Genomic DNA, 25,676 nt, shown 5'->3' with positions numbered 1-25,676 from the left:
ACTAAAATTCTCCTTTATAAACTGTAAATTTTTTAACTACTCTATTTACTTCTCCTGTTGGACATGGATTATCAGGTGTGAATCCTTGTTTTTCAGATTGTCTCAAAGCAAATATTTGGAAAAACATTATGTAATGTAATGCTATATAGATATTATTCAATTCATTATTTTCTAGATTTATATATTGAACTCTGTCAAAATTTTTATTATTAGAACTATTTTCTAACACAAATAAATTGTTTACTTTATTTTCATCATATATTTCTTCAATTAAATCTTGTTCGAAATTTCTCATTCTAGATTCACTTGACATCAAAAAGAAAATTAAGGTTTTATCAGACAAGATTGATTTAGGTCCATGTCTAAATCCAAGGAATGTATCATAAAAAGTTGCATAAGTTCCTTGAGTTAATTCTAGAAGCTTTAGACGGGCTTCTTTTGTTAAACCATAAAATTCACAATCTCCTAAAAATACTAATCTATCTATATTTTTTAAATCAATTATATTTGTGAATTCTTCTGCTTTATTTAAAGTATTATTTGCTAGTTCATAAAACTTATTAAATTTATCAAAAGAATCATCTTTTACCATATATGAAAATAGTAATGAAGAAGCTAATAACATTGAGCTAAAGCTAGAAGTCATAGCAAATCCTTTATCATTAGTTTCAGGTGGCAATAAAATTGCATCCATATTTTTTAAAACATCTTTTAATTTATATAATTCCCCTTGTTCATTACAAGTAACTACAATGTGATGTGCATTTTTTGAAACTTGATTTACAAGTTCAACAGCAGCAACCGATTCAGGAGAATTGCCACTTCTAGCATAAGATACTAATAGAACTTTTTCATCTTTTTTAATATATTTTAAAGGGTTAACAACAATACTGGTTGTTGCAATACTATGTATATCCAATCCTTTTTCAATAAAGTAATTATAAATTGTGTCTCCAACAAATTGACTTGTTCCAGCTCCTGTTAAAATTATTTTATAATCTTTGTACTTAGTTGCTAAATTTTGATATTCTCCTTTGTTACTTTCAAACATTTCAAAAACTTGTTTTCACATTTCAGGTTGTTGATAAATTTCTTTTTCTGTATAACTGTTATTGTTCATTTGTTCCTCCAAAAATTACTTTTACATCTCAATTTAAATCTTTGATTATATCCTTAGTTTTATCATCTGTTACAAGATAATCTACTTGTGACATGTTACACATTAAGTTAACTCCATAACTTAAAAATTTGCTAGAATCAGCAAGTAAAACTAATTGTTTTGTTTTTGTCATAACTTCTTGCATCAAGGTTGATTCTGGTTCAAAGTCATCATATAAATTTCCTGCTTCATCAACACTAACACAAGAAAAAAATGCCTTAGAGAATTTTTTGCCTTCAATTCATTTTTTAATGTTATTACTAAAAAACACTTGAGTTTTTTCTCTAAAAAAACCACCCAATAAATATACATCTGCAATATTTTCATTTTTTCATGCTTGTAAAAAAACAGGAAATGAATTAGTGATCAATAATCTTACTCTTTTATCAATTAGTTTTACAAAGTTTTCGATTGATGTTCCTCCTGAACAAAAAATAACTTCATCTTTTTCTAATAATTCAGCAGCTTTGTGACCAATGATTTCTTTTTCAGCTTTATTTTCCCTTGTTTTTTCAACTCTTGTTTTTTCAAATTGATCATATATTTTAGAAGTTACTGAACCAAAAGAAAGAAGAACTTTATTCTCAGATTCAAGTTCTTTTAAGTCTCTTCTTGCGGTTGATTCATTTATACCCTTTGACTCTAAAAGTAATAATAAATTTCTAGTTTCAATAAAACGTTTTTCATTGACAACATCTAGTATTATTTTTTTTCTTTCATGTTTATGCATATTAAAACCTCTTGTAAATATAATAACTTAAAATAAAAAAATATTTTGAAAGTTTTTGAAATAAATTGATTATTTTAGTAAATTTTTCCATTAAAAAAGAGCTTAATCGCTCTTTGTATCACTAACCAGTTCATCAACTTCTTGATTGTTTTTTTGCTTTTTAGCTTTTATGTGATTAGCAAGTATATATCCAATAATTATTAGACTAGCAACAAGTGCGCATGCATTTGCAATATATAATTGCATTTGAGCAATTAATAAACCATAAGCAAATCACAAAACAGCGTTTAAAAATGTTAATATAAACATAATTAATGATAAAGATTTTGTATCTCTAGTTCTCATAACTTTTATAACCTGAGGTAAAAGCATTGTTAAACTAGTTGTAAATCCAAGTCAGCCGATAACGTTACCTATTATATCTAAAGTAGATTGACTCATAATTTGCCTCCTTTACAAAATGTATAATATGATTATACAAAATTCTTAACCGTCAAAGCAAATTATCAAAAGTGTACAATGTTTTTTTAAAATTATTTTGATATATAAAATACTGATTTGTCAAATTTTCCATATTTTAAAATTATTTTATTTTTATTATGGCTTAAAGCATGAATTTTAATTACATAAATTTTGCTATCTTCAAAAAATGTTGATTTTTCAATTTTTAAATCAGTTTTTTTATTGAATTTTATTTTTAGATCTATATTCTCTACTGCATTAAAAACTTTGATTATAAAAATTTCAGAATAAAAAGTAAAACTTTGTAATTGTTGAATTTCAGGTAATTTAGGCAAAGAAGTGTAATGAATATTTTCTTTATAATTATTTGGGTAATTAGTTGCTAACTTTTCAATATCTTTGTTCTTATCCATATTAGCTAATGTTGGTAATAAATACCTGTTTTTTGATTTTATTATAAAACCATGATTTCCCAAAGATTTAGCCAATTTATTATAGTATCGATAAATTATAAATATTTGAAATATCCCTATAAAATAACATCAGATACTATACTTTTTATACAATAATTCTATTTTATAAGAATTAGGAGTATTGTTAAAAAATATTTTAGTTTTGTTGATAAAGTTAATTCCAAAACCTATATTAATAATATAAAGACAAAAAGCTCAAAAACCACTTAAAAAACCTATGCTAAAATTTGTTTCGATATAACCTAATAAAACAAGCATAAATGGTATAAAATCCATAACAAAAAGAAATACTATAAGATAGTAATACACCTTAAAAGTATTAAAAATAAAATTATCAAGAATTTTATTTTTAACATCATCTAAATGATAGTTATAGTAAAAATACATATTCTTAGACTCTTTACTTTCTCTTATATATAACTCTATGGTATTATTTTTTGTACAAATAAAATAAGTTAAAAAATTTTTTATTAAAAAAAAATAAAAAAATCAGCTATTTATTTACAGCTGATTTTTGATCACTAACAAGATTTATAGTACGGTAGTAGACTTTTTCGCTCTTGTGAGCTCCAAATTTAATTGAGTTGATATCTAAATCAAATGTATAGATGTTCAACATAAATGAAGCTTCACCTTTTTTCCCATTTATTGTGGCAAAATATAGTTTTCATTTTGCATTGTAATCTTCATGTGACTGTTCTGCTTTTAAACTTTCTACATCTTCAAAAATATCATTTAAGTCATATCCTAAATAATTGAAATGTTCTTTAGAAGCAAATTGAATTAAGCTTTCATTTATTTTTGCAACATGTAATCCAGTTGCAGCAATATCATCATATGGCTTATCATAATCATCATTTAATTTATTATCTTTGATTATCAATGGTTTTCCATTTGGAAAAATATTAACTTTTTCTTTATTTGTCAATAAATCAATAACATCTTTATCGCTTTTTAAATTTTTATACTTCAATTCAACAGCTTCTTTTATAGTGGTGCATGAGTTTACAGTTGCTGATATTGATGCCATTGAAGCAACCATACTAAAAGAACTTATGATTGCAATTAACTTTTTCATATTATTTAATCTCCTATTTAGACATTAACTTATCAATACACATAAAAAAATTCCTCGCTTATGAGTGATAGTTCACACAAAATTTAAAGCAAAGAATTTATAACCTCGTATTGATTGTTATTTTAATTTTTTTTTGCAATTTTTTGTCCTGGATTAGGAACTTTTCTAATTTCTATATTAATTTTTCTAGGTTCTACAGTTGCTGATTGGAATAAAACAGTTTTTTTAGTTTTATCTAAAGCATCAGCTGGAACTTTTGTTTCTTTCATATAGTTGTAAATTTCACGTGTTTCTCTTGCTCCTGTAACAACAGCAACTCACATTTCTTGGTGTTTACGTTTAACTTTTGCGTTCATTCAATGCATAGCAACAACGTTGTTTACGTCATCATATTCACCATCTGGATCAACTAAAGTATTAACTCAACCAAATTCTGATTCTAATCCATATTCACTATTTTTCATAATAGCACCTGCAACATCTTTTCTAAAAATTGCTGGGTTAGTTGCTGAAACTGGTTCTGCTTTTTCTCAAATAAATTTTGCTTGTCCTTCTGTTAATTTAATATCTTTGTTAACAATTTTATTTGGTTTTGGGTCACTAGCTTTTTTTCTTGTTTGGATGTGTTGTGATCTTTTTGCGTTAGATGCAGCTCTTTTTACAGCTGCTTTATCTGGTCCTTTTGTAGCCATTTTTGTGCACCATCTTTCTAATGTAAAACATATTTAATTTGATTATTGATTTGGAAATTTCCATAATTACTTCCAAAGCATAGATTAATTATACACCAAAATCTTGCATAATTCTATGAAAAGTTATTATTTAACATAAATATTTAATTTAAATATTTACCAATAATATTTTATACTAAATTTTAAAATAAAAATTAACTTTATAAATTTCGAAATACACTAAGCAAATTTTCTAATTATATTTTCGTGAATATCATCCAAATTATTACCGTAGAATTTAAAACAGTCTAAGAAATAATCATATCCTGTTTTTTTAGATTGCCTTTTTATTTCTTTACAACTAATATACTCTTTTTGTTTTTTAGAAGTATTTATGAATAAAAAATCCATATCATTTAAAAAAGTAGCTAGAAAACTTACTAATGCACTATAAAATATTTTTTTTACTTGAGGATATTGATAGTTTTCAAAATTTTTTAATAGATCTAAAAATATATCAGATGGTATAAATTCATAATCGTATTTTAAAGTGCTTCTATTTAAAACTATATAATTAAATTTAATGTTACTTTCTACTATTATATTGAAAGAACATAAAACATCAATATATTGTCTTATAGCAGATTTAGAGACTGGTTCATTTCTAGAAGATGATGGTGTTATATTTTGATCTACACATTTTAACAAAAACTTTTCATTTTGGTTCTCAATTTGAATATTTGTAGATTTGTATTTGTCAGGTAATTTAGAGTAATATAAATAAAAATTATCCATGATTGAAGCAATTTTTGTACCCATTTTTCAAAAAATAAAATTATCTTTTTCTGAAAAAATATTTATAATATCTTGTATTTTATTTAATTTCATATATTTCCTCAATTAAAATATTAGATAATTTGATCGTTCTATTTTTAATAGTATCAAAAGTGAAACTTTTAGTGGTTAAAATTGTTTCTGAATTTGTGTTAAATGGTATAGTTGCTAATATTAAGTTTAGTTTTAAATATTCCTGCTTTTTTCTTTCAAACGGAAAGTTTTTTAAACCTGCATTTGCATTGTTGTCTATCAAAAGCAAATTTCCTAATTTATTAAGATTATTTTTATACAAATCCTCTGCTGCTTCGTCATACTTTTTACCACTATTAATCATCAGCTTTCAATCACTTGTTAATTCTCTTGGCATAATATGTTCAATAGAAGGTTTTCTATAGACAACTCATTGCTCACCTTTTGAATTTAAATTAAAGTAATATTTTTCAATTCTTCTTAAAAAAACTTTAATTATATTAAACTGGGAAAAACAAATTCTACAGTTTTAAATAATAGCGCCGGCAGTAGCTGGCGTTTTTCAATTCAAAATTTTTTGTATTCTTTTATTATTATATCAATCTATATATCAATCTATATGATTATAAATTTCATCAATATTCATTTTGTTTGTATTAATGTGATTTAGATACTCACCTTTTAAACAACTAAAAAAATACTCTATTTCTCTATTATCTAAGGAATTGCCAACTCTGCTCATTGAAGTTTGACAATTCATTTGTTTTACCAATTCTATAACTTCATTACTAGAGTATTGAGAGCCATGATCTGAATGTAATATAAAATTTGATTTATTAATTTTATTTAAAGTATCTATAACTAATTGCGAGTTGTTGTTTTTTGATAAACATCATGATTCAATTTTTTTAGTTTTATGACTAATAGCTGCAGATAAATAGTAATTATTTCCTTCTACCAAACCCGGAATGTAAGAAACATCAGTAGCAATTATATTGTCTATAGTAGGATTATAATTGCGCTTCACTAAATCCTTAAATTTAGTATTAATATTTTTTGATTCTGCTTGTCTTTTTTTAATTCGGGTTTTAATTATAAAACCTCATCTTTTTAGATAGTGCCTTAAAGTTCTATCGTTGATTGACATATGTTTTTCTTTTAATAAAACACTTATTTTTCTGCTACCATATATAAACTTGGACTCCTTTAATATTTCTTCAACTGTGTTTTTTAAATTATTGTATTTATATCTTCTAACTTTTGGTTTTTTGTAAAATGTTGTTCTATGCATTGATATAATTCTTGCTTTCATACTTATGTTTAGAGATTTTATTTTGCTAATCGCATTTCTTTCCTTTTTATCTCTCTGACTTTTTATTCAATCTTCAATTATTTCTCTTTTTTGCTCTTCAGTTAGATCACTAATTATTCCTGGAATATCAGAATCATCTCTTTTTTTGTATCTTCCAGAGCCTTTTTTTCTATTTAAACTTTTCATACCATAATTATCTACTAAATAAGTTTTTTGTTTTATTCTTTTTTTAATAAATTGTGAAAATTTAATCTGTTTTGCTTTAATTATACGATATTCTTGTTCTGCAATTTGAATTCCTTGTTTTTTATATATTTGAATTATTTTCATTCATTCTTCTACAGTTAGGTTTTTTGACATAAAAAATTCTACACCTCTTTCTAGTGTAGAATTTATTTTTCCCAGTTTAATATTGTCATGTTTTAATTCACTATTTTCAATAGATTCTACTATTTGACTCTTTGTTGGTAATTCAAATTCTGAAGTTATCAATAAATTTTCAATTTCTTTATTAGGTTCAATTTTTCCTGCAAACCAATTTTTCATCATCATAGGCAAATCATTTTTAAAATTTTCAAATTTTTCAAATTTTTTCAAATATTTTATAAGTCTTACAAATGTATTTTCTTTAAATGATTGCCCGGTTCCTTTTACCTGCATTAGTAAAACTAGTCATTTCTCTGCTTCAAATAAACAACTTTTTAATTTTTCCACATCGCTAAAATAAAAAGACTGTTCTGAAGGATTTCAAGCGTTACCACTATACACATCAAAGATATAAAATAATAATAAACTAAAATCCTTATGAGCTAAATTGGTTAGCTCTTCTCTAAAAGGATGATATTCGCTATTTTTTTCATTATAAGCCATTGTTAGGTAAATATTTTTATAAATACTAAAATATCGTCCTAATTCGTTACAAACACCTCTATATTCATCTATATTAATTTTTCTTCTATTATTTAATTCTTTAAATACTTTTAAAATACTTTTTTTATTTTTTTGCAATTTGCCTTTAAACAAACCACTTAACGAGTTTTTATAAGTTAAATAATTAAATAAAAATAGTTCATATTTTTTAGATTGCTCTTCTTTTTTACCTTTAAATTTAGATATATTTTCTAAGTTAAAATATTTATTAAATTCTCTAGTTATTAGTTCTGTGTTTTTATTAAAAATTCCATCTTCTACCATATTATAAACGTAATTTTTTATCATATCAAAAGTGTCTAGTTCTTTACCCTTAGAATTTAAATTTTCGAATATTTCCATTTCGTTTGTATTATCATCATCAAAAACTATACAAGAAAGTATAAAACTATTAGAATAATAACTATATATCATAGATAGTGTTTCAATATCATACAGGTTCAATTCTCTTAAAAAAAATCATAATTATCTATAACACCAGCTTTTTTAAAAATATTTAATTGTTCTTGAAAATTTTTTTTATTTTTATAACCTTTTAATACTACATATATTCCATTTTGGCCACTTTCGTTGCCAGCGGTTGAATTAATATACTTTTCTTTAATTTTTTTATCACTATATTCATTATTTTCTTTATACTCAAATAAATTTAATAACTCTAAAGGCATTTTAAAATTTTCTTGAGTTACTTCTTCTACAATTTTTTCCTTAAATAAATCATAAAAAACCTTAAATAAAATAAGAGATGTTGTTACTCTTTGTTGACCATCTATTAATCTAATTTGCTTAGTCATATTTAATTGATCTAAAATATCGTTTTTGGTGTGGTCTTCTGTTAATGAGTGATTATCAATTATTCTACAAGCAAGGGCTCCAAAATAAACTTGTTCTTGTGTTTTGTATTTTGAAATTAGCTGATTTAATAATTCTTGACATTCTTCTTCACCCCATCTATAGTCTCTTTGGTAAGAAGGAATTAAAAAATTGTTATTGTTATTCAAAATAAAATCTCCAACCGCTATTTTTTCTAAACGGATTTGATTGTTTTCATACTTATAAGCTTTTGCATCCTCTAAATATTTATGTTTATTAGCTTTTCTATAATAAATATCGTCCTTAAAATCCTCAATTTCAATATCTTCACCTTTTAAAACATTTATACAAAAATGCAAAATTTTTCTAATACACATTAAATAATTTAATTTGTTTGTAAATGTTTGAGAAGACTTTCCGTAGTCTGGGTCAATATTATCATGAACATTACTATTTCTATCTTTACTAATAAAATTTATAGATGCTCAAATAGAGGTTGGCACTTGCACATCATATTCTTCTTTAAAAAAGATTTGAAAATCATTTTTTAACTTATAAAGTGGTCTTTTAGAATCAATATCATTTATTATTTGTTTAAATAATTTTTCTAATAGTTTTGTTGCTTCAACAGGTATTGTATATTGATCATCTTTAACAATACTATCTTCCATTATGGAAAGCTTTTCATATGTCCAATCAAATTTAATTTTAGTTTCATTTTTTAAGAAATCAAAGTTATTACTTATCATAAAAATACCCTTTCATATTATTTGTTAATAAAAAAATAATAAAAATTAAAAAACACTATTTTAATCTTTATTTGATTTATTAATTTTTATTAATATAAGTCTACTTTATTATTATAACACTTATTTATTTTGTGAGTAGTTTTTTATAATTTACATTTAACTCATAACAATAAAATAAACTATTTATTTATACTAAGTATCAAAATAAATAATCCCCTGTTATTATTTAATTTTGAATTGCATAATATCCTCTACTAGTTAATGTGAAACCATCTCTTATATCATCGTATGTGTAAAAAATCAATTCTAATTTTTTTATATATTCATTTATTTCTTCAAAAGATTCTATTTCTGCAATTTTCATATCTATATTTTTTATAAAGCACAAATAAGAGTTGTCTTTGTTTTCTTCCATATGTCTATATTCATTTTCGGAAATTATAAACCCATTTTTATTTTCATTCCTTATTGTAGATTTAACTTCAAAAAAATAGTTATCTATTTTAAAATCAAATGGGCTAAATTTATTTTGATTACTTTCTCAAAAAATATTTTTAAATGGCACATTTGATATATCTTGCCCTTTAATATTTGATTCAAAAAGGTTTTTGTGCTTAGCAAAGTGCTCAAATATAGATTCGCCGACTATACCAATTGTTTCATTGTCGTACTCTTTTATCTTATTATTTATGTTTGCATAATCTATTCTCAGATTTGAATCCTCAAATAACAACTTTACAAAACCTAATATTTTAAAGTTTATTTTATAATATTGGTGCCAACTTATTACACTAGAGCTTTCTCTTTGTTTATGCAACTCTAAAAAACTTTCTAAGTTATTTTTTTCATCAGACAAAATATCTTCATATTGAAGATAAAAAATATATAAATTAAATAAAATTTTGTACAAATCCTGAAATAAAAATGTTTTTTTGAATTTATTACAAATGATTTTAAAATTTTCTAATAATTTATTTTTATAAACAATTAAAAATGATATTACACTCTCATTTTTAATAAAATCTTCCTTGAATTTTAGTTGTATTTTTGAGTTATACCATTCTTTCAACAAACTAAGTTTGCTAGTAAAATTAAAATCCTCATTAATTTCTATAGCGTTTAATATTATACCTATACTTATATATTGTCCGATAGTATTTAAAGCTTTCGGATTTTTAATTTTTGTCAATTTAATCTTTTCAATTTTTTCAAAATCTACCTTATTTCAATTTTTATCTATACTAAAATTATTATCATCCATAGTTTTAAACATACTTAGTATATAAATAAAACTTGTGTCTACATTTCATCATTTATAATCTCCTGGACAACATAAATCATTTTTTATTAATCAATTTTCAAAATTTTTAATAACTTTTTCATTATTCATTATTTCACATCCTTCAACATATCAAAAATAGCAACTAAAACATTAACAACAATAGAATTTCCAGCTTGTCTATATAGAATTTCTTTTTTTATAATATCATTTTTTAAAGTTTTATCAAAATCATCATCATCAAAACCCATTAATAAAAAGGTTTCTCTTGGAGTAAGAAATCTATAATTTGCTTTACCGCTTAACTTTTCACTTTCCAATGATGTGCCTTTTAAGTCAATGACTCCAGCATTAGGGTGTCTATCTTGTTTAGTTGTTACGGTTCTAGAGTTAGATAAATAAAATCCGTTTTCATACTCCTCATATTTTCTGTTCTTATATTTAAGGACTTCAGATTTTCTTTTTGTAAACAAAACAGGATTTCCGTTATACATACGTTTTCTACTAGGGGTTTTGTTTGGTCTAGCTTCTATGGCTTCCATTCTTTCTAGTTTATCATCATAATTAACTTTTAAAACGTCTTTAATCGTCTTATTAATACCATATTTAGTAGATACATCTTTTGGAATATTACATTTTTCTATTATTGATTTAGTATCTATAAATGTATCTCTAAAATCCTTAGCATTCAAAACACTCAAGGCATAAACTCTTTCTCTAGATTGTGGAATCCCATAATTTAATGAGTTTAATAAATAAGTTTGTGTGTTATATCCTATTGAATGTAAAAAATTTAATCAATCAATATAATCTTCTTTATGCCTTTCGGATATCATATTTTTGACATTTTCTAGAAGCAAAAATTTTGGTAATTTATTTAATTTGTGTAATCCTTTTAATATTCTTTCAATTTCTCAAAGCAAACCACTTCTTGTTCCGCTACCTTTCTTCATGCCTTGATTAAATCCGTGAAAACTGCCTGCAACCGATAGATCTTGACACGGAAATGAATAAGTTAGTATATCAAAATCACCAATGTTTTTTAATAAGTCTTTTGCTTTTATTTCAACTATACTACCTTGGTTGTTTGAATTTTTCATTGATAACTCTAAGTTTTGTAATAGCTTAAATTCCTTATTTTTGAAACTATTAAATGATATGGGTTTTTTAGAGTCCATCGAATGAGTAAACTTACCTAAAAAATCTAATGTATCTTCTAAATCATTGTTTAGATTTGCTAGTTTTTTATTCTCATTATGAATCTTGTCATAGCTTATGTTAGCTCAGACGTCTCATTCACTTGTTCCCGAAACTTCAAAATCAAAACTACCCTTATTATTTTTTTTTATTATAGACAATGCTTTATGTTGTGCCCCAATTCCCGCAAATGTCTCAAAAACTTTTAACTTTTTCATAATACCTCTTTTAAATCTATAATTTTATTAATACTATTAAAATAAATAATCGATAATTAAATAATTAAAATTTTAGTTTACTTTTCAAATCTCTTCTATTTTACATTTTTATAAATTTAATTCTATTATTTTTAAAAGTTTATTTTATTTTTTAATAAAAATGTCACAAACTTTTAAATTTGTGACATTTTTTAATTGAGATTTATTTTCTAATTCCTAGTTTTTCAATAACTGATTTATAACGATTAACATCTTTTTTAAGTAAGAAGTTTAATAAGTGTCTTCTTTGAGCAACTTTTTTAAGTAAGCTTCTTCTTGATGTAATATCTTTTTTATGTTTGTCTAAATGTGATGTTAAGTTTTTAATATCACTTGTTAATAAAGCAATTTGAACTTCTGCTTTACCAGTGTCATTTGGATTATCACCAAATTGTTTAATAATTTCAGTTTTTGTTGATTTTAAAACCATTTGTTTTCTCCCTTTATATAAGTCTTCTTTTTTTGATTGAAAGTGTTTTAACAAAGCATAAAACTTAAAGGGTTAAGATCTAAGCAACGTAAAAACATCAATACATATAGAGTATATATATATCATTGATATGTGTCAATAGAGTTTGGTTATTTCTAAATTTTTATTTAATGAACATATTAAGTTTCAACTTCTTCATTATCAAGCATTTTTATTTTTTCAGCTTTTGTGTCTAAATGTTTTGTTTTTTTTCTGTAATAAAAATAAATTACTAATAAACCAAAAGTTGGTATTTGAGATCAAATCAATCATTTAATGTTAACTTTATTTTTATCATTTAAAAATACATTAGAAAAAGCAATAATTTTTGCTGAAACTAGAGGGTTTAAATAAAAGTAAAGAGGAACCAATAAAGTATTTGCTATAAAATTTGAGCTAAATCTAAACTTATTGTTATCTTCATCTAAAATAATACAAAATGCGATAACTTCAACAAAAATTATTATTAGGGTTGCAGATAATACAACAATTGATGAAATACTTGAGTTGCTTTTTCCATAATATTTTTCACCATTATAGTATTTATCTAATTTTTCTTGATCTTCAAAGTTTTCTTTTTGTAAACTATTTAAATACTTTAAACATAGTAAGTTTAAAAATATTGGTAATACAAATAATGTGTTAACAAAAACATTTGTATAAAAAATAATTTTTGCTTGTTCCAATGAAGATGTTCTTCTTCAAATTTTCAAACTTTCTAAAGTTTGAGTATTTATAGAGCATAAAAAATAATATGCACCAATTAAAAGACCAGCCAAGTAAAATGAAGCATATTTGTCTTGATAATATTGATTTTTTTGAACATAACTATAACTACCATACAATCTACCTTTAATGATACAAATTACCATGGTAGCAATTCCAATTCCTGCTAAAAGTGCTGCATACATTAGAATTAATGTTTTGTAAAGTTTGCAATTTTTAGGCTCTTTTTTGTTAATTGTTATATTTTTATTTTTTTCCATTTTTTTACCTTTTAATCAATTTTCTATTTTTTTATTCATTAATTATTTACTTTATCTAATAAGTTAAATGTATAGTAACCACTATTTATATTTGAATCAAATTCAATATAAATAGTGTTATTTTGAATTTTTGCGTTATAGTTTTTTTTATCAATTTCTAGCAAATATCAACCATCCATTATACTTACAAAACTATCAATTATTTTATATTCATTTTTATCAATTTTTACAACTTGTAACTCATAATTGTGACCCATTTTTTCATTTAACTCTTTTATTTTACCTTGCATAAGTAAATTTTTTAATTGTGTTGATGAATATTCTTGAACTCTTTCAAAAACAAATACATTTTCTTGACCAAATGCTTTTGTTAAGTCTTGAACATTACCTTCACCTTTGAAACCAAAATTAAAGTCACTTCCAACTACCACTTTTGCTACATTTAAATTAGTTTTTAAATAACTTATAAACTCATTTTTGTTAATATGAATGGTATCATTGTTAACTTGAATTTCAAATAAAAAGTCTGGATTATAAACATCTTCAAAAAACTTGTACTTTAAATTTTTTGCTTGTAAATTATTAGGTTTATTTTCTAAAAAATTATTTATTTTTTCTGAAAAAGTTATTATTGATCAACTTAATTTTGATAGCTCAGCTATTTGTTTTGTTTTTTCAATAACTTTTTGGTGCAATTTATGAACCCCATCAAAAAAACCAATACATACTACATTTTTATTATTTATACTAAAAGCTTCATTTTTATCTATAAAGATATTTTTTTTAAGCATAGTTTATACTTCCCTTTCAAAATTAAGCCAAGTTTCACATAATTTATTATACATATTATTAGGGATTGAAAAGCACTTTTACAAGATAAAGAAAAAATGCTTAATTTTAAGCATTTTCAAACTCTTATTAATCAATAAAACCTTGAGGGTTGTTTTGGTTGTTTGGAGTATTTTGATTATTTTGTTGGTTTGGACTTGTTGGTGCATGATAATCTTTTTCATTATTTGTTAACACCAAGATTCCTGCAACAATTCCAAAAATTGATGTAAATAGTAATTGACAAACCCCTAAACCTGTTGCTTTTCTATAATCTGTAATCAATTTTTTTGTTGATAAAGTCATTGGTATTAATCAAGCTAATGGTATTAGCAAGAAAAAGGCTCCAATAATACAACTAATAATCATAAATACATAGGCAACTTGCATGTTGCTGTTTATTTTTCCACCGTTATTCATATTTATCTCCTTTTATTTATATATACAATACTCATATATTTTAGCAAAATTATACACTTTTAGTATATATATATTTATAATTCTCTTTCTGCTTCACTCAAACCTTCAGCTCAATCTTCATCCCAAAGACCTCTTTGACAAGCATATAATTCCTTTGCAACTCATCGATAAACTGCTGTAACATTTTTTTTATCATCTACTAAAAAAATAATCGGTTCTGATCTTCCAATAACTGTGATGGTTTTTCCTTGCATAATATCTTTAATTTTGTGATACTCAATTAAAGTTTGTTTATTTTGCATTAAAGCATCATACATTGATAATAAATCTTTTTCTTCTAAATCTTCTATGTTTTTAGCTTGAGTTAAATCAAATTCTCCTGATTTAGTTCTTTCTAATTTAGAAACAGTAGCTATTGTTCCTAAATCTTTTGCAAAATCGTTTACAAAACTTCTTACATAAGTTCCTTTGCTACATGACATTATAAATGAGATAGTTCCTTGTTTTGTATTAATATCTAATATTTCACAACTACTGATTGTGACAGTTTTTGGAGTTATTTCAACATCCTGATTTTTTCTAGCATATTCATATAACTTTTTACCATTAACTTTAATTGCAGAATAAATTGGTGGGTATTGATCATACATATAACCATTATATTTTTTTGCAACTTCTAAAACTTCTTTTTTTGAAATTTTGCGAAATTCTTCAATTTCAATTTCATTACCAGATATGTCACCACTATCGGTTCTAACAAATAATTGCATTTCAACTTTATAAGTTTTATCAGCATTTAACAAGTAGTTTGAGACTTTTGTTGCTTGATTAACTAAAACAACCATTAGACCAGTTGCTAATGGATCCAATGTTCCTGCATGACCTATTTTTTTTATATTAAATTTAGTCTTAATTTTTTGAATTAAATCATTTGAAGTTATATCTTGGGGTTTATTTACTAGAAAAATACCTGATTTTTTCATTATTAAAAACTCCTTTTTAACAAATATTATTTTAATATATATATAAGAATTATATATATAAATAAGCAAATTTTTTTCAATATTTATATCCATTGACTTATTTGCAAAAAGACCCCATTTTATGCTATAATTAAGTTAATTATTATCTAAATAATTTTTTTGCTAAAAAAGAGGTGTTTAAATGCGTATTAAATCAGATTTTTATAAAGAAATTGAGGCAGAATTTAAAATAATAACCGAGAGAGAACACCTAAATGGTGGAGGAAATCCTGTAAGTAATCTAAGTACAAAAATGTTTTACATTTCAAAACATCAATTTAACTCATTTGATGATTTTGATCAAGCGATTGTGACTGAAATAGCTAATACTCTTCAATCACTAGAAGATATAATAGTGAAAAAAGCACTGCGATTTCAAGAGTTAGCTAGAGAAGCATATGGAAAAAATGTTGATCCTCAAAAATGAGTTGATTATGCCCAAAAAGAAGCTCAAGCACTGAGTTATGAAATGTATGATGATAAAGAAATAAAATATTTAAGACATTTTCATATTGTTTGATTGACATGAGTTTATTGTGATGAGGAATTAAAAAAACTAAGAGTAAAAGCTAGTCGTGATATGTATCATGATTTAGGTAAAGTTGAAAAAGATTACATCAAAAAACGTTCTGAAATATTAAGAAGCAGAGATCATGATGATGATAACTAAAAATCACTAGTTTATAAACTAGTGATTTTTTTAATTAAAGTTTTGATATATTTTTTCTAATGTATAAATTTTAATCCCCTTTTCAACTTTATGATAATAAAATGATTTAATATAATAATCACTTTGTTTGTAATAATTTATTGATCCAATATAGTTGAATTTATCATCAATTTCATTTGTAGTTACAATAGATCCTGTAATAATTGTACAATAAGCTTTATATTTATAAGGATAGACATCTGAATTGTTTTGACGAACTTGTAAACTATAAATTTGATTTTTATCATTTTTATCTTTTCCAGAAGCCGTTACGATAATGTTTTTATTATTATCCATAACTATTTGATCAATTGAACTTGAATAACTCAAACTTGTATTTACAAAAATTTCAGTTGCAAAAAAGTTTTTGATTTCAAATATATATAGTCCTCAATTATTTAATAATATCGAGTTTTTGGTAAATATATAAACATTATCTTGAGTCATGAAAAACTTAAATTTTTCATTAGCAACAAAGTTAGGGTTTTTAATTTTTATTTCTATAACTAAAGCTGCATTTTCATAAGAAGCATAATAAACTGAATTGTCACTATTTGAAAACACCATTCCATAATCTGAAGCCTGAAAGTTTTGCACAAATTTATTTGATTTTGAAATTGTTCTTATGTATAAATTTGTTTCGTTATCAAATAAATATAATACTCCAGCATTGTTAATAACCAATCTTCTTTCAAATAATCCTAATTGAGCATCTGTTATATTTTTAAAACTTGATGGTGCTTTGGCTTCGCCAAAAGATATTGGTACAAAGGTACTTATTGCTCCATTTGTATCAAAATCTACTTTATATAAACCAGATGATGATGCTACCAAAACTTGATTTTCTTTAAGTTTTAAAACTTTATACAAAGTTGCATCCTGAATATTTAAATCTTTTTTAAAATCTACTTCTTTTTGTTGATTATTATTAACATTAAATCAACTATACTTTTTATCAGAACCCTCACTATACTCAATTAGATAACTCATATTAGCTAGATCAAGTCCGATTGTCTGAGATATATCTTGATTTTCAAAGTTATATGTATATGATTTTTGCTCAAATGCTTTTCCATGATCATCACTTGTTAAAGTAAAAGTAAATTCAGATTGTCCAACAACATAATTTTCTTTATTATTTCTATTGACGGCGTCAAAATCTATCAAAATTTTTCCAGATTCTAAAGCTGGAACATTTCCATTGATAACACTTAGTTTACATAATGAAAAATCATAATTGTTAAGTTCAGAAATAACATTACTTAGAGCAGCTTCATTATATGTATTACCCCTCATAACATAAGATTTAGGTAAAATTCCTAGGTATTTTGTATTTATAACTTTATTTACATCCTGAGGACCAGTTAATATACCTTCTGCTGAGTTTTTAAATTTTCTTAAAAAGTCGCTTTGATTTTTAGGTTTAATGCTATATCTTTGTAAAGATTCATCAATTTCAATATTCAATTCATCGTCTATAACATTATTTGTTACAGAAAATTTTTTAGAAATTAAACTAATTATTTGTTCTTTTCAAACTTTTGCATTATCACCAATTATTCCATTATCGTTATGAATAGTTTGATTGTTGATTTGATTTAAATCATATTTTTGATTTTTACTTACATTTACTACTTTATAGCTTCCATAAAATCTAATGTATGATATTTCTAAGCTGTCAGTTGATCTATCATATTCTATTCGAAAATTGTCACTATTTATATTATATTTGTCATATGTTATTTTATAATTTTCTTTTTGACTATAATAACTAAAAATTTCACTTGTAGTAACATCATAACCAACATTATTAAGATCGCTATCAACTAACATATCAATGGTTCTATCTGGAACAAAGCTAAATTTAGCAACTCCATAAAATTTACAAAAATACTTATTTTTAAAATACTTTTGTTGATTCACTGGAGAGTCAAAAAATTTGTCGAAGTTTAAATTCAATCCAATTGGATAATTATAATCATTGTTGGAAATAACTTCTTTGCTAAACCAATCTTCAAACACATCTTTTGATAAATTGTATTTATCATTTAATGTTCTTAATAAATTTTTAATATCATAAAAATCAATCGCTCCTAAATCAGAGTAATTCTCGCTAAATTTTTTTAAGTAACTATCAACATCTTCTGAAATATTGACAAAAAAATTACATTCTAGCTTTTCACCTGTTGCATTTGTTAGAAAAACTATATTAACTTTCTTTGTATATTCATTTAATGTGACTTCTGGTTCTTTAACAAATTTAACATCATAATTTTTTATTACATCATCAACAAATTGGTTAACTGCATCTTTATCAAAACTTTTTAAGTAGATTGTTTGATTATCAAACAATCTAAAAACTTCATAAACAGGAAAATATTCTTCTGGAACTCAACTATATCTAGAATTTGTGTTACCACATGAAACTAATGGGGTTGATAAAGTTGCTGTTAAACCAACCGCAGATAATACAATCAACAATTTTTTCATATCTTTCACCTTCACAAATATTTTATCAAATATAAGTTTTAAAAAATATTTTATTTAACTATATAGTCATTTAAAATTTTAATTAATAGTTGTGAAATATATTCTTTGTTTTTACTTTCTGGATCTAATTCTTTTTCTTTATCAAACACTCACTTTTCAATTTCTTCAACAACTTGTTTACCCTTTTCAGTTAAATATAGCTCATTTTCATTTGCACGTGGTGAAGTTTGTTTAATTACATATTCGTTATCAAGTAATTCTTTAACATTTCTCACCATTGTTGATTTATTAGTTCCTGTAAATTCACATAATTCCATTTGACTTATACCATCAACATGTTTAATAAACATTAGGTGAATAAAAGCATTACTATAGATATCTTTATATTCATTTTCCATTTTCGCTCTTAATTCTTTTGTTAAATTTTCAATAATTACATAGCCTTTTACCAAATTTGCTAAATTTTCAAAATTAAATGCTCTTTTCATTGACAATACTCCTTTTTTGTCTTATACTAAAGTTGTTTTAAATGAAACAAGTTATTTTATTTAAAACTATATACATATAGTAGCATAAAACCTATTATTTTGTAAATAGAAAGAGGGAGAATTATGGTCAATCAAGAATTTAAAATTAAAGGCCCAAGGTTTTTACTAGGTCATACCTTAAAAGCCTTGAAGCGAAAAAAAATAACTTCAATAATAATGATAGCTATAAACTTGGTAATAGCTTTATTATTAATTATCAACATCAAAATTATTGAAGATGTTACAGCTTTATTGGTATCTAAAAGCATATTAGATGCTGGAGCAGATACTAACAAGATTGAAGAAATTCTAAAAAGCATTGGAAAATCACAGCAAGAAATAGATATGTTTATGCAAGCGTTGGGAACAGTTGATCGAGATCAATTGTTAATGGCTATAATAAATGAGTTTTTTTATGATTTTGTGCACTATAGCGATGGTGGACTATATATTGAAGTTCTAGGAATGCAATACAATTTGTTTAGCTTTGCCTTTACTATGATTGGTGACTTAATGATTGTTATTTTACTTTCATATATTGTTTTTGTAATGTCTGGGTGAATTGCTCAAAGTTATGAAACATATATTAGAAGACAAGTCATTAATAAATTAATTGATCAAGACTTACATTATTTTAGTGAAAATAAGACAAATGAGTTAGTAAGCACACTTGTAAAAGATACACGTGTTTTAGCAAGTTTTATTAAAGAAGCACCAGCAACATACATTAGATCAATTTCAACAATTATTGCTTCAGCTGCTGTTATGTTTAGCATTGATTGAAAATTAGCAGCATGTGTGTTTGGATTATTAGTTGTTTGTTTAACTGGGGTTATGGTTTCTGCAAAAATCAGTGCAAGATCTACAAGAAATATTCAAAAATTAACTCAAAGTGCTGAAAATGAAATGAGTGAAAAAGTTTATAGTATTAGATTAATTAAGTCTAGTGGTACTTTTGAAAAAGAAAAAGATTACTTTCAAGATTTAAATAAAGTTGTTGATAAAAAAAATAAGGTAAAGTTATTTATTTCTGAAGTATCATCAGCCTTAATTATTGGGGGTATTGGGAGTTTTTCAATGGCATCAGTTATTTTTGGGGTATTTTTATATCATGACCAATCTCAAACTTTAATTAGTATTATTACCTCTTTCTCTAGTGGTGTTATTGTTATGACTCTACCACTAATTCAATCTAGACAAACTATATCAGAGGCACCAAATGCTAAAATATCTGGAGAAAATATAGTGAAGTTGTTAACAAGTGAAATTTATATTGATAAACATCAAAAACAAGTATTTGACCAAAAAGTTGATTGTATAAATTTCAAAAAAGTCTCATTTAGTTATCCTGATAGTGATAAAAAAATAATAAAAAATCTAAATATTAAATTAGAAAGAGGAAAAAAATATGCTTTTGTTGGTCCAACTGGTAGTGGTAAATCAACAATAGCAAAACTACTTTTAAGATTTTACGACACAACAGAAGGTAGTTTAATAATTAATAACAATATTAATATAAAAGACTTAAATTTAAAATCATGACTTGATAAAGTCGGGTATGTTGATCAAGAACCACAAATTTTAAGTGGTACTATATTCGAAAATATAAAATACGGACTTGAAAATATTAGTGAAGAACAAGTTATAGATGCTGCCAAAAAAGCTAAACTGCATGATTTAATAATGACTTGAGAAGAAGGATATAATACAGTTTTATTTGAAAGGGGTTCTCAACTTTCTGGAGGACAAAAACAAAGACTTGTTATTGCAAGACTTATTTTAAAAAATCCAGAAGTCTTAATTCTAGATGAAGCAACAAGTGCACTAGATAATATTGTAGAAAAAGAAATTCAAGAAGAACTAGAAAAATTAATGGTTGGAAGAACAACTGTTTCAATTGCACATAGACTTTCAACAATAAAAACATTTGATGAAATATTTGTAATAGAGCCAAATGTTGGAGTTGTTCAGTCAGGCAGTTACGAAAAACTTATTAATGAGCAAGGATTATTTAAAGTTCTGTATGAAATATCCAAATAAAAAAAGGTTTATTAATAACCTTTTTTTATATCTAACCTTTTGATTTTGGTTTATATGTGTAAGTTAGTGTTACATTACCTGTATAATGTATTGATGTTGATTTTGCAACTAAAACACATCCTGTTTTTTTATTACTTCCTTCTCATGAAAATTCAGTATAATTTTTTAAGAAATCATATTTTGGATATAATTCATTCAATCTGTTAACAACATCTTTTAACATTGGATTTGGGGTTGTGTATGCTCCATTAACAACACCTAAATTTTTATTTGTAACTACCTTTGAAAGATTGATTTTATCTGGAGCTTTAGAATAATTAATAGTTTCAGTTCCTTCAAATCTTCCTAAACCTTCAATTACTGCTTTTGATTCATTTGCACTTATAAGATTAAAACTTTTTTGTGCAAACACTGGAGATTGACTTGAAGATTTTGAGTTAAGACCTATAATTAGTTCTTCTTTTGTTGGAATTGTAGTTTTCATTGGAATTGGCCCAAGTTCATATGTATCACCCTTGAATAAATCGCTCAGTTTTGTAGTTGATTTAAAGACTGTGAAGTCAGCATTTCCTTTTAACAATTCACTACGTGGGTTTGCACTAACTTTTGCCCATCCATTTTTATAACTACCATCTTCTAAATTATGTTCGTCATAATTTGGTCTAACCTTATCAGAATCAATTTTAAAATCGGTTGTTTCTTTTGCTTCGCTTGATAAAGAGCTTATAATGTTTACAATTAATTGCTTAACATTTTCATCCTCACTTGAATTTTTTGCTTTAATATTAAGTTGATCTTCTTTAAGACTAGATAAATCAAATCGTGATTCAGGTTTAACTGTTAAATTTACATTGACCTGATCTTCACTTTTGCTATTCTCTCCATAAGTAAATCTAATATTTGCAGACCCTTCTGCTTTACCTACACATGTAACAATAAATTTATCTTTATTATTTGGGTCCATTTTAATTTCAGGTAGGTTTATTTTATCACTACCATTTGTAATTTCTACTGAAGGTATAGTAACACCATTAGCATTTTTGACGGTTAATTCAAAATACATACTATTGTCAATAAATGCTGTATAAGTATCCTCGATTTTTTCCATTTCTGCTTTTTCTCTAAAAACCAAACTAAATGAAACATTACCAACAATTTTTTCACTACTACTTGAGGCAATAATTTTTATCGATCCATTTTTTCCTTCTTCAACAGGTAAATTCAAACTTGATTTATCAACACTAAAGTCTTCACCTACTTTAGCATAAATTCCAAGTCTTTCTTTTATTTTTGCTGTTATAACTTCTACTGACCCATTTTCTGAGTTAAACAATGGTTTTATGTAAAAATTAGTCCCTGTAATCGCGCTTAAATCAGTTTTGATAACATTTATATTTATTGTTTTAGAAAAGTTTTTATATTTAATTACAATTTTAGCCAAACCTGCTTTCAAAGCAGTATATCTAACAATAAATTTATTATGATTTGAATTTGTATTATCAACAGTTAAATCCTCAATTATTTTTGAACTATCATCTGCAACCGTTGCTTCTAACTGACTTTTACCATCACCTTCCTGAGTAAGAGATACTGCAAAACTATTGTTAGTTCCGGTTCATCCTGATCTAGATTCATTTTTTATTAAAGATTGAGTTATTACATATTGATATTCAAAAGTAGCTTTTCCTAGAAGTTTATTTGTAGAGCTTTTTGCTTTAATAACTAAGCTACCTTTTTTAAAGTGTGTTGCTTGATTAAACTCTACACTAAAGTCAGTATCTTTTACTACATCGGCGTTATATTTATCATAAAGAGTATCGATGGCTGCCTGTTCAACATCTTCTTGACTATTTGAATCTGGATTTAAAACTAAATCATTTGCAGATATTGCACTTAAATCAAATGTTTGATCTTCATCACTTGAACTATTTTTAGAAGGACAAGCTATAACTGTTGATGCTGAAGTTGCTGTAAGACCTATTGCTCCTAATAATCCTAAAAGTTTTTTCATATATTATCTAGCTCCTCTAATCATTTTTCATTGAAATTGAAGATATGTAACTTTTATCTCCATCATTTCCTAATTTAATGCTAAATTGTAGTTTTTTATCATTAAACGAAACTGTGTATAAAAATTCGCTATCAGAAACAACAACGTATTCAACTTTTATATCTTGTGCCAATTCACCTGCAATTAATTTTAGTTTTGCAAGATCATCATTTAAATCTTGTAAATATGAGTTTATGAAGTTCAGTACTCCAAGTAGCAATGCTCTGTTTTCTTTTAATATTTGTTCAAAGTAGTACATTGGAGAGTCTTTAACAGTTGTGCCGTCAACTTTTAACCCTAAACCACTAAATAAGGAGTTTTTATTGGATCAAGCTATTGCTAAATTATATTTTTTATCTGCATATAATGCTTTAAATAGTGAACTTAGAGTGTCAAAATTTAGTGGTCTCACATCTTTTCCAGATAAGCTATTATCTAAATCTGTTACAATATTTGCTAATGACTTACTTTTTAAGAAAGCCTCAAAATATGAAACAGGTTCATCAAATTTTCCTGATTTATCTTCTTTATTTTGAACATCACTAGATTTAGTTCCTGTTAGTGAACTTCCCAAACCAGATATCATATCCATTAATTCTCCGATAGGTTTATTCATAATTCCTTTAACGCTAAATCCTATTAAGCTTTTTTTATCGTTTCATAGGTACCCAATTCAATCACTTACAAATGAATTTCATTCAGTTCCCCCAGATTCATTTTTTACTCCATTTAATTTATTTATTAAGTCTCCTAAAAATTTAGGCAAAGTATCTGTATAAGATGGAATTAACTCAAGTAGAACTTTAATATCTACAATCAAAATCGATATTTCTATTGATCCCCCACTATTGTATCCAATTCCATAGTTTAGTAATGTTTTTATCAAATTAGCAATATATATTTTGATGTTATTACCTTGAGCATTCATTTCGATAAACTCTTGACCCATCATTTTAATCAGAACATCACCAATTATACGACCATAAATCTCATTTTCATTTTTATATGTACCTTCGCTACCGTCCGTGTTTTTAGCCCCATAAAATGCTGTTTCAGCTTGAGCTCCAACAGTGTCATGAGTACTAAATAAAATATTGATAATATTTTTAAAGATGTTTAGACCTTTTTGATCTTCATCTTTTGACATGATTTTAAGTATTCTTAATCATTTTTGTAAGTCAAAAGAGTTTACTTTTTTACCATCTTTTTCTTCGATTTTTGCTTGCTTAATTTTCAAAACATCATCAACCGTTAATGTTGTGTTTGTAACAGCACTTTCATCAAATTGATCTAAATATAATAAAAGAACTCTAACAAATTTTATTATTCCAGGTAAGTATTTTATAACACTCATATCTAGACTAAATTTGATAGAACCATCCATTAAACCGCCTATATTTTCAGCAATGGCAGTTGATGCGGTATCAAAGTTAGTAATACTTGATACATCTTTACCTGCAATTCCGTTAAAAGATTTTGAAAGACTGATAATGCTATCTTGAATAGCTTTAGAATATGTTGCAGTATTTGCTTCAACTTTAAAAGTAAAGGCATCTTCAAAGTCTTTTAACACTTGACTATCATTATCAGTTAATGACTTTATTATTGGTTCTAAAGTATTTGAAAAACTAGATAGTGAAGACTGTAAACCAACTAATAAAGACAATAGACTTGCTATTCCACTACCATCAGGATTTACAAGATTTTGTGCCAATATTGGTAAAAAAGTATTTACAGTACCAATAAAATCAGGCATTGCCTTTTCGCTATTGATTACCCCACCTTTATATATTGAGTCATCAATAGTTGTATTATCATTTAATAAATTATTATTAAAATACTCACTATATGCAGATTCCATTTTTTCTTCACTTAAATTAGTAAAGTTAGCATCTATACTAGATGAAAAATTTAAATCTTTAATTTGACGTTTTTTAATATTACTAAAGTACTCACTCGGACTATAGTGATAATTATCTATAGTGCTACCATTACCAATATTTAAATCATTTAATGAATATTGATTTAAAAATAATGCCTTTGAGTATTGACTCATTATTTCTGCTTTTGCATTACTTGCAATTGGTGCAAGAGTTTGTGATTCATTTGCATTTTCATTTGTATCGATTTTGTCTTTTGCACATGCTATTGCATATCCTGAACTTGAAGCCACGATGCTAATAGTTGCTAAAAAACTTAAAAGTTTTTTCATTTTCTG

23 protein-coding genes are annotated in these 25,676 nt (G+C 25.1%); 2 read left to right on the top strand and 21 right to left on the bottom strand.

Annotated features, from left to right (window positions below; genetic code table 4):
* Position 1 precedes the first annotated feature (1 nt).
* The 17 genes from SHELI_RS01915 to truB form a co-directional block, all read right to left on the bottom strand.
* Positions 2-1,120, bottom strand: a complete 1,119-nt coding sequence (locus SHELI_RS01915; RefSeq protein WP_069116164.1) for an SIS domain-containing protein — start codon at positions 1,118-1,120, stop codon at positions 2-4.
* Positions 1,110-1,889, bottom strand: coding sequence for a DeoR/GlpR family DNA-binding transcription regulator (locus tag SHELI_RS01910; protein ID WP_069116162.1), 780 nt, complete (start codon positions 1,887-1,889; stop codon positions 1,110-1,112). The genes SHELI_RS01915 and SHELI_RS01910 overlap by 11 nt, the downstream gene beginning before the upstream one ends.
* A 102-nt stretch (positions 1,890-1,991) precedes the next feature.
* Positions 1,992-2,330 (bottom strand): SemiSWEET family sugar transporter, encoded by a 339-nt coding sequence (locus SHELI_RS01905; protein WP_069116160.1) that lies wholly within the window; start codon positions 2,328-2,330, stop codon positions 1,992-1,994.
* 92 nt (positions 2,331-2,422) lie between these two features.
* Entirely contained in the window at positions 2,423-2,839 is a 417-nt protein-coding gene (locus SHELI_RS06000; protein ID WP_157087565.1) for a hypothetical protein, read from the bottom strand.
* A gap of 478 nt (positions 2,840-3,317) precedes the next feature.
* A complete protein-coding gene (locus tag SHELI_RS01895) occupies positions 3,318-3,902 on the bottom strand; it encodes a hypothetical protein (protein ID WP_069116156.1) in 585 nt (194 codons plus the stop codon).
* A gap of 122 nt (positions 3,903-4,024) precedes the next feature.
* Positions 4,025-4,594 carry a hypothetical protein gene (locus SHELI_RS01890; RefSeq protein ID WP_069116155.1) on the bottom strand — a complete coding sequence of 190 codons (570 nt, stop codon included), beginning with the start codon at positions 4,592-4,594 and terminating at the stop codon, positions 4,025-4,027.
* A 219-nt stretch (positions 4,595-4,813) separates the two neighbouring features.
* On the bottom strand, positions 4,814-5,461 hold the full coding sequence (locus SHELI_RS01885) for a hypothetical protein (protein ID WP_069116153.1): 648 nt from the start codon (positions 5,459-5,461) through the stop codon (positions 4,814-4,816).
* The gene (locus SHELI_RS01880) at positions 5,448-5,876 is read right to left on the bottom strand and encodes a GmrSD restriction endonuclease domain-containing protein (RefSeq protein WP_269745959.1); all 429 of its coding nucleotides are present in this window, start codon (positions 5,874-5,876) and stop codon (positions 5,448-5,450) included. The genes SHELI_RS01885 and SHELI_RS01880 overlap by 14 nt, the downstream gene beginning before the upstream one ends.
* 33 nt (positions 5,877-5,909) lie before the next feature.
* Positions 5,910-8,036 (bottom strand): IS3 family transposase, encoded by a 2,127-nt coding sequence (locus tag SHELI_RS05920; RefSeq protein WP_084449231.1) that lies wholly within the window; start codon positions 8,034-8,036, stop codon positions 5,910-5,912.
* A gap of 35 nt (positions 8,037-8,071) precedes the next feature.
* The gene (locus SHELI_RS01870; protein WP_069116149.1) at positions 8,072-9,184 is read right to left on the bottom strand and encodes a DUF262 domain-containing protein; all 1,113 of its coding nucleotides are present in this window, start codon (positions 9,182-9,184) and stop codon (positions 8,072-8,074) included.
* Between the two features lie 226 nt (positions 9,185-9,410).
* Positions 9,411-10,574, bottom strand: coding sequence for a protein NO VEIN domain-containing protein (locus SHELI_RS01865; RefSeq protein ID WP_069116147.1), 1,164 nt, complete (start codon positions 10,572-10,574; stop codon positions 9,411-9,413).
* Positions 10,574-11,878 (bottom strand): DNA (cytosine-5-)-methyltransferase, encoded by a 1,305-nt coding sequence (gene dcm, locus SHELI_RS01860; RefSeq protein WP_069116145.1) that lies wholly within the window; start codon positions 11,876-11,878, stop codon positions 10,574-10,576. The genes SHELI_RS01865 and dcm overlap by 1 nt, the downstream gene beginning before the upstream one ends.
* A 202-nt stretch (positions 11,879-12,080) precedes the next feature.
* The gene (rpsO, locus tag SHELI_RS01855; RefSeq protein WP_069116143.1) at positions 12,081-12,347 is read right to left on the bottom strand and encodes a 30S ribosomal protein S15; all 267 of its coding nucleotides are present in this window, start codon (positions 12,345-12,347) and stop codon (positions 12,081-12,083) included.
* A gap of 179 nt (positions 12,348-12,526) precedes the next feature.
* Positions 12,527-13,372 (bottom strand): hypothetical protein, encoded by an 846-nt coding sequence (locus tag SHELI_RS01850; RefSeq protein WP_157087564.1) that lies wholly within the window; start codon positions 13,370-13,372, stop codon positions 12,527-12,529.
* Positions 13,373-13,410: 38 nt separating this feature from the next.
* A complete protein-coding gene (locus SHELI_RS01845; RefSeq protein WP_069116138.1) occupies positions 13,411-14,163 on the bottom strand; it encodes a nucleotidyl transferase family protein in 753 nt (250 codons plus the stop codon).
* Positions 14,164-14,290: 127 nt separating this feature from the next.
* The gene (locus SHELI_RS01840; RefSeq protein WP_069116135.1) at positions 14,291-14,620 is read right to left on the bottom strand and encodes a hypothetical protein; all 330 of its coding nucleotides are present in this window, start codon (positions 14,618-14,620) and stop codon (positions 14,291-14,293) included.
* 74 nt (positions 14,621-14,694) lie between these two features.
* On the bottom strand, positions 14,695-15,603 hold the full coding sequence (gene truB / locus SHELI_RS01835) for a tRNA pseudouridine(55) synthase TruB (protein WP_069116129.1): 909 nt from the start codon (positions 15,601-15,603) through the stop codon (positions 14,695-14,697).
* A 181-nt stretch (positions 15,604-15,784) separates the two neighbouring features.
* Here truB and SHELI_RS01830 point away from each other — a divergent pair, with 181 nt between their 5' ends.
* Positions 15,785-16,312, top strand: coding sequence for a hypothetical protein (locus tag SHELI_RS01830; protein ID WP_069116127.1), 528 nt, complete (start codon positions 15,785-15,787; stop codon positions 16,310-16,312).
* 30 nt (positions 16,313-16,342) lie between these two features.
* On the opposite strand, the gene SHELI_RS01825 is transcribed toward SHELI_RS01830, so the two are convergent.
* Entirely contained in the window at positions 16,343-18,841 is a 2,499-nt protein-coding gene (locus tag SHELI_RS01825) for a hypothetical protein (RefSeq protein WP_069116125.1), read from the bottom strand.
* Positions 18,842-18,891: 50 nt separating this feature from the next.
* A complete protein-coding gene (locus tag SHELI_RS01820; RefSeq protein WP_069116123.1) occupies positions 18,892-19,329 on the bottom strand; it encodes a MarR family winged helix-turn-helix transcriptional regulator in 438 nt (145 codons plus the stop codon).
* A 123-nt stretch (positions 19,330-19,452) separates the two neighbouring features.
* Between SHELI_RS01820 and SHELI_RS01815 the strand changes: the two genes are divergently transcribed.
* Positions 19,453-21,408 (top strand): ABC transporter ATP-binding protein, encoded by a 1,956-nt coding sequence (locus SHELI_RS01815; protein ID WP_069116121.1) that lies wholly within the window; start codon positions 19,453-19,455, stop codon positions 21,406-21,408.
* 31 nt (positions 21,409-21,439) lie between these two features.
* On the opposite strand, the gene SHELI_RS01810 is transcribed toward SHELI_RS01815, so the two are convergent.
* Positions 21,440-23,419, bottom strand: coding sequence for a lipoprotein (locus SHELI_RS01810; protein WP_069116120.1), 1,980 nt, complete (start codon positions 23,417-23,419; stop codon positions 21,440-21,442).
* Between the two features lie 16 nt (positions 23,420-23,435).
* A complete protein-coding gene (locus tag SHELI_RS01805) occupies positions 23,436-25,670 on the bottom strand; it encodes a lipoprotein (protein WP_069116116.1) in 2,235 nt (744 codons plus the stop codon).
* Between the last annotated feature and the right edge of the window lie 6 nt (positions 25,671-25,676).

This window comes from Spiroplasma helicoides (assembly GCF_001715535.1).
GTDB lineage: Bacteria > Bacillota_I > Bacilli_A > Mycoplasmatales > Mycoplasmataceae > Spiroplasma_A > Spiroplasma_A helicoides.
Note: the sequence above shows the minus strand (reverse complement) of the source record. Positions and strands in the feature narration are given on the sequence as shown.